The sequence below is a fragment of the Janthinobacterium sp. UMAB-56 genome (genome assembly GCF_900095265.1).
Classification (GTDB): domain Bacteria; phylum Pseudomonadota; class Gammaproteobacteria; order Burkholderiales; family Burkholderiaceae_D; genus Janthinobacterium.
This window is the reverse complement of sequence record NZ_LT607651.1, coordinates 510,358-516,533: the sequence shown is the minus strand read 5'-3', so window position 1 is coordinate 516,533 and position 6,176 is coordinate 510,358. Positions and strand designations below refer to the sequence as shown.

Below are 6,176 nucleotides of genomic sequence, written 5' to 3'. Positions count from 1 at the left end.
AAGCTGCTGCGCGCGAGCATCGGCGAAGACGTGCTGGTGCCGCCGGCCAAGCGCCCGCCGGCGGCCGGCAAGCGCGCCGCCGGCTCCGGCACGTCGGCGGCGAAGGGCGCGGCATCGTCAGGCAGTGCGTCCGACCCGTTCAGCGGTCTGAAATAAGCCAGCCTCCCCACCATCGCCTTGCAAAGGAAGCGACATGCCCAAGTCCGACAGCGTGCAAAAACGCCTCAAGCAGATACGCGCACCGCGTGTGCAAATGACCTATGACGTCGAGATTGGCGACGCGATTGAAAACAAGGAACTGCCCTTCGTGGTCGGTGTGCTGGGCGACTTTGGCGGCAATCCCGACAGCGAAAAAAAGCGCCTCAAAGACCGTAAGTTCGTTGCCATCGACCGCGACAACTTCGATGAAGTGCTGGCCGGCGTGGAACCGGTGGCCCGCTTCGCCGTGCCGAACCGCCTTAGCGAGGCGGGCGGCACGTTTGCCGTCGACCTGCACTTCCGCTCGATGGACGACTTCCGTCCGGAATCAGTGGTGCGCCAGGTCGATCCCCTGCGCAAGCTGCTCGAGGCGCGCACCAAGCTGGCCGACCTGCGCAACAAGCTGGCCGGCAACGACAAGCTGGAAGACCTGCTGACGGAAGTACTGAACAACACGGACAGCCTGGCAACCCTGAAACCGCAGTTCCCAGCGCAGGAGGATTGAGATGAGCGCACAGGCAGAAGCCCTTGCAGTAACCGCATCCGATGCCCCGGCCGCCACCGATTTGCTGGACCAGATCGTCGAGCAAAGCCGCGTCGCCAAGTCCGGCGCCGAACATGCGCGCGCGCGCGACCTCATTTCGGAACTGGTGGCGCAGGTGCTCGACGGCACGGTGTTGATGTCCAGCAGCCTGTCGGCCACGCTGGACGCGCGCGTGGCGGAAATCGACCGCCTGATTTCCGCCCAGCTCAGCGATATCATGCACGCCGCGCCGTTCCAGCAGCTTGAGCAAAGCTGGACTGGCCTGCGCTACCTGGTCGGCAATTCCGAGACGGGCACGCGCCTGCAGATCCGCATGTTCAACGCCACCAAGCGCGAACTGGTGAAGGATTTCCAGGCCGCGCTGGAGTTCGACCAGAGCAGCATGTTCAAGAAGGTGTACGAAGAGGAATTTGGTACCTTCGGCGGCGCGCCATTTGCTGCGCTGTTGGGCGACTTCGCCATCTCGCGCCAGCCGGAAGACATGTATTTCGTCGAGCAGATGTCGCACATCGCCGCCGCCGCGCATGCGCCATTTATTGCCTCGGCCGCGCCGGAATTGTTTGGCCTGGAAAGCTACGGCGACCTGGGCAAGCCGCGCGACCTGGCCAAGGTCTTCGACACCATCGAGTACGCGAAATGGAAAGCCTTCCGCGAATCCGAGGATGCGCGCTATGTCGGCCTGACCTTGCCCCGCTTCCTGGGCCGGCTGCCCTTCAATCCCGTCGATGGCACCACCGTCGAAGGTTTTAACTTTGTCGAGGAGGTTGACGGCAGGGACCACCATAAATACCTGTGGTGTAACGCCGCCTATGCCTTTGGCTGCAAGCTGACGCGCGCCTTTGCCGACTATGGCTGGTGCGCCGCCATCCGTGGCGTGGAGGGTGGCGGCCTGGTGGACGACCTGCCTACCCACACCTTCAAGACGGACGAGGGCGACGTGGCCCTGAAATGCCCGGCCGAAGTGGCGATCACCGACCGGCGCGAAAAGGAATTGTCGGACCTCGGCTTCATCTCGCTGGTGCACTGCAAGAACACGGCGTATGCCGCCTTCTTCGGCGCGCAGTCGGCGCAGAAGAGCCGCAAGTACAACAGCGACGCGGCCAACGCCAACGCGGTGCTGTCGTCGCAGCTGCAATACATCTTCGCCGTTTCGCGCATCGCCCACTACATGAAGGCCATGATGCGCGACAAGATCGGCAGCTTTGCCGCCGCCTCCAACGTGGAGGATTTTTTGAACCGCTGGCTGATGCAGTACGTGCTGCTCGACGATAACGCCAGCCAGGAACAGAAGGCGCAGTTTCCGCTGCGCGAGGCGTCCGTACAGGTGCATGAAGTGCAGGGCCGGCCCGGCGTGTATCGCGCCGTGTCGTTCCTGCGGCCGCACTTCCAGCTCGATGAATTATCCGTTTCGCTCCGACTGGTCGCGGAGTTGCCGAAGTCGACCAATGCATGATTCACCTATCTTTCAACCAGAGGAGCACACCATGGCAATCGATGTATATCTGCAGATAGACGGCATCAAGGGCGAGTCCACCGATGACAAGCACAAGGACTGGATCGAGTGCAAATCGGTCAGCTGGAGCGTCGAACAGCCGAAGTCCGCCACTGCCTCCACGGGCGGCGGCCACACGGCCGAACGCTGCGAGCACAAGGACATCGTCATCTCCAAGCTGGCCGACCTGGCCTCGCCGGTGCTGCTGCAGACCTGCTCGGCCGGCAAGACCATCCCCAAGGCGCGCTTCGAATTCATGCGCGCCGACGGCCAGGGCGAGCGCGTCAAGTATTTTGAAATCGAAATCGAGAATGTGCTGATCGGCGCCGTCACGCCGAACGTGGAAGAGGGCGACATCCTCGGTGAACACGTCGGCTTCAAGTTCTCGAAAGTGAAGTGGAAATACACGCAGCAAAAAGTGACGGGCGGCGCCGGCGGCAATACCTCGGGAGGCTGGGACCTGTCCGCGAACCGCGTGGCTTGATCCATGGTGCGCGGCGCGCGGCGGCCATCTGCGCCCGCGCGCCGCGCCGATTTTTCAGGAGAGCGCATGGACAGTTATGTACCTGGCCTGTTCGACCGCCTGTTGGACGATGGCGGTGCGGCGGGCGGCGTGGCGGTGCGCCTGTCGCTGGAACAATTGAAGGATGCGGTGGCGCGCGACCTGGAAGAGCTGCTCAACACGCGCGTGGCCCTGCCGCCCGGCGCGCTCGACGCCTATCCGGAATGCGCTGCCTCCATCGTCAACTACGGACTGATCGATTTCGCCGGCATGTGTTTGTCCAGCAGCGATGACCGCGCCCGCATCTGCGCTGCGCTGAAGGCCGCCATCGAACGCCACGAGCCGCGCCTGCGCAATGTGCGCGCCCGCCTGGAGCGCGAAGCGGGCGCCATCAACCGGGTCGGCTTTGTCATCAGCGGCACGCTGGCCGTGATGTCCGGCGGTGAGACGGTCAATTTCGACGCCGTGCTGCAGCCGTCGTCGCTGCGCTATTCGATCCACCGCAAGGGAGTCGCCGCATGAGCAACAACCTCAAGATACTGATCGCCAAACTGAATGATACGGCGCGCGCCGCCGCCACCCGCGCCGCCGGCATCTGCGTTGGACTGGGCCAGTATGAAGTCGATATCGAACACCTGTTTCTGGCGCTGCTGGAGCAGGAGCGCAGTGATTTCGTCACGATCGCGCGGCGCAGCGAAATCAGCCTGACGGCGCTGGAGGCGGACCTGCGCCGCGAGATCGGCAGTTTCAGGACGGGCAGCGCGCGCACGCCCGTGTTTTCGCCTCATTTGCCGCTGCTGTTCGAGCACGCCTGGCTGATCGCCTCGCTGGATACGGCGCAGCCGGGACCCATCCGCAGCCGCCATCTGTTATTGGCGCTGCTGACGGAGCCGGAACTGTCGCAGCTTGCCTACCGTGGCTCGAAGCTGTTCGCCCGCTTCAGCGTCGAGCAGCTGAAACACCATCCGGATAAACTGACGGCCGGCTCCGGCGAGGAGGAACGTGCGCCAGTGCCGCAACGTTCCGATACACCGGATGATCCTGTTGCCATCCTGGCCAGCAAAACTCCGGCGCTGGATCAGTTCACCACCGACCTGACGCAGCTGGCGCGCGATGGCAAGCTCGATCCCGTGATCGGCCGCGAGGCGGAGATACGCCAGGCCGTCGATATCCTGCTGCGCCGGCGCCAGAACAATCCGATTCTCACGGGCGAGGCGGGCGTGGGCAAGACGGCCGTGGTGGAAGGCCTGGCCTTGCGCATCGCCGCCGGCGACGTGCCGGAGGTGCTGCAGGGCGCGCATATCCACGCGCTCGACATGGGCTTGCTGCAGGCCGGCGCCAGCGTGAAGGGAGAATTCGAAAGCCGCTTGAAGAACGTCATCGACGAGGTGACGCAAAGCCCGCACGCGATCATCCTCTTCGTCGACGAAGCGCACACCATGATAGGCGCCGGTGGCCAGGCGGGGCAGAACGACGCGGCCAATCTGTTGAAACCGGCGCTGGCACGCGGCGCCCTGCGCACCATCGCGGCCACCACCTGGAGCGAGTACAAAAAATATTTTGAAAAGGATGCGGCGCTGGCGCGGCGCTTCCAGGTGGTGAAGGTGGAAGAGCCGGGCGAAGACATCGCCTGCGCCATGCTGCGCGCCATGGCGCCGCTGATGGAGCGCCATTTCGGTATCCGCGTGCGCGATGCCGCCATCGTCGAGGCGGTGCGCCTGTCGCATCGCTACATCAGCGGGCGCCAGTTGCCCGACAAGGCCATCAGCGTGCTCGATACGGCGTGCGCCAAGGTGGCGCTGGGCCAGCGCGCCACGCCGGCGCAGCTGGAAAACGCGCATCGGCGCCAGGAACGCATCGGCGCGGAAATCGCCGCCCTGGCCCGCGAGGCGGCCGATGGTGAAGTGCCCGATAAAGCCGGCAGAACGCACCTGGCGCAACTGCGACGCGAACATGAGGAAGGTCTGGCGGCTGTCGCGGCGCTGGCGCAGCGCTGGGAGCGTGAAAAGGCGCTGGTGGCGCAGATCGGCGACTTGCGCGCGCAGCTGCGCGGCGAGCGGCCGGGCGAGGTCGGTGCGGCACGCCTGCTGGCGCTGAAGGAAGAACTGGCAGCCCTGCAGGGAGAAGCGCCGCTGTCGCCGCTGGAAGTCGATGCCCAGGTGGTGGCCGGCATCGTCGCCGGCTGGACCGGCATCCCGCTGGGGAAAATGCTCAGGGACGAGATCCGCACGGTGCTGACACTGGAGGGGGCGCTGCGCGAACGGGTGCTGGGACAGGACCACGTCATCGCGGCGGTGGCGCAGCGTGTGCGCACGGCGCGCGCCAGCCTGGACGACCCGAACAAGCCGCAGGCGGTGTTCCTGTTCACTGGACCGTCCGGTACGGGCAAGACGGAAACGGCACTGGCGCTGGCCGACCTGCTGTATGGTGGCGAACGCAAGCTCATTACCATCAACATGAGCGAGTACCAGGAAGCCCACAGCGTGGCCGGCCTGAAAGGCTCGCCGCCCGGCTATGTCGGCTACGGCGAAGGCGGCGTGCTGACGGAAGCAGTGCGGCGCCAGCCCTACAGCGTGGTGCTGCTCGACGAGGCTGAAAAGGCCCATCCCGACGTGCTGGAGCTGTTCTTCCAGGTCTTCGACAAGGGCGTGCTCGATGACGCAGAAGGGCGCGAAGTCGATTTTCGCAACACCATCATCATCGCCACCTCGAACCTTGGCTCCGGCGCCATGATGGCCGCCTGCCTGAACCGCGCAGCGCAAGACTTGCCCACGCCTGCCGCGCTGGAAGAACTGGTGCGCCCGCAATTGGTGGCGCATTTCAAGCCGGCCCTGCTGGGACGCCTGAAGGTGCTGTCGTTTTATCCCCTGAACGACGCGGTGCTGGCCGACATCATCGCGCTGAAGCTGGCGCGCATCGGCGCGCGCATCGCGCGCAACCACCAGGCGCAGTTCAGCCACGACGCAGGCCTGGTCGACGCCGTGCTGGCGCGCTGCACCGAAGTCGACTCGGGCGCGCGCAATGTCGACCAGATACTCAATGGCTGCCTGCTGCCGGCGATCGCCGAAGCGGTGCTGGCGCGCATGGCCGAAGGCGATCCGGTCACGTCCATCCGCGTCAGTGCCAGCAAGCAGGGGCAGTTCAAATACACGGTCCGATAATCCACCTTGCGGAGAGCGCCATGTTCAATCTGGAGCAATTGCTGCACCCCGTCAGCGCCGTCAGTCCATGCGGCGAAGACCTCACGTTCAGCCAGGAGCTCGACGCCATCGCGCGCGCGCGCCAGCACGATGATCCCAGCCTGGACCAGGGCGAGTGGGTGACGGCACTGAAGGAGGCCGACTGGCCTTTCGTAGCGACGCGCTGCGAACAGCTGATCGCAGCGCGCAGCAAGGATTTGCGCGTGGCCGTGTGGCTGGCCGAGGCGCACGCGAAGACGC

The 6,176-nt window shown here is 65.0% G+C and carries 6 protein-coding genes; all 6 read left to right on the top strand.

The features are described 5' to 3' along the window. Window positions 1-193 precede the first annotated feature (193 nt). On the top strand, window positions 194-703 hold the full coding sequence (tssB, locus tag K0F85_RS02415; protein WP_219114378.1) for a type VI secretion system contractile sheath small subunit: 510 nt from the start codon (window positions 194-196) through the stop codon (window positions 701-703). Between the two features lies 1 nt (window position 704). Next, on the top strand, window positions 705-2,195 hold the full coding sequence (gene tssC, locus K0F85_RS02410) for a type VI secretion system contractile sheath large subunit (RefSeq protein WP_219114377.1): 1,491 nt from the start codon (window positions 705-707) through the stop codon (window positions 2,193-2,195). A 31-nt stretch (window positions 2,196-2,226) separates the two neighbouring features. Continuing rightward, a complete protein-coding gene (locus K0F85_RS02405) occupies window positions 2,227-2,718 on the top strand; it encodes a type VI secretion system tube protein Hcp (RefSeq protein ID WP_219114376.1) in 492 nt (163 codons plus the stop codon). A 66-nt stretch (window positions 2,719-2,784) separates the two neighbouring features. Further along, window positions 2,785-3,258 carry a type VI secretion system baseplate subunit TssE gene (gene tssE, locus K0F85_RS02400; protein ID WP_219114375.1) on the top strand — a complete coding sequence of 158 codons (474 nt, stop codon included), beginning with the start codon at window positions 2,785-2,787 and terminating at the stop codon, window positions 3,256-3,258. After that, on the top strand, window positions 3,255-5,897 hold the full coding sequence (gene tssH / locus K0F85_RS02395; protein WP_219114374.1) for a type VI secretion system ATPase TssH: 2,643 nt from the start codon (window positions 3,255-3,257) through the stop codon (window positions 5,895-5,897). Before tssE ends, tssH begins: the two co-directional genes overlap by 4 nt. Window positions 5,898-5,917: 20 nt before the next feature. Continuing rightward, on the top strand, window positions 5,918-6,176 hold a 259-nt coding region (locus K0F85_RS28505), incomplete at its 3' end, for a type VI secretion system ImpA family N-terminal domain-containing protein (protein ID WP_257572465.1).

What these genes read in the sequence shown, in the direction of transcription:
- tssH (WP_219114374.1), top strand. Translation starts at nt 3,255, where the DNA reads ATGAGCAACAACCTCAAGATACTGATCGCCAAACTGAATGATACGGCG.
- tssC (WP_219114377.1), top strand. Translation starts at nt 705, where the DNA reads ATGAGCGCACAGGCAGAAGCCCTTGCAGTAACCGCATCCGATGCCCCG.
- K0F85_RS02405 (WP_219114376.1), top strand. Translation starts at nt 2,227, where the DNA reads ATGGCAATCGATGTATATCTGCAGATAGACGGCATCAAGGGCGAGTCC.
- tssE (WP_219114375.1), top strand. Translation starts at nt 2,785, where the DNA reads ATGGACAGTTATGTACCTGGCCTGTTCGACCGCCTGTTGGACGATGGC.
- tssB (WP_219114378.1), top strand. Translation starts at nt 194, where the DNA reads ATGCCCAAGTCCGACAGCGTGCAAAAACGCCTCAAGCAGATACGCGCA.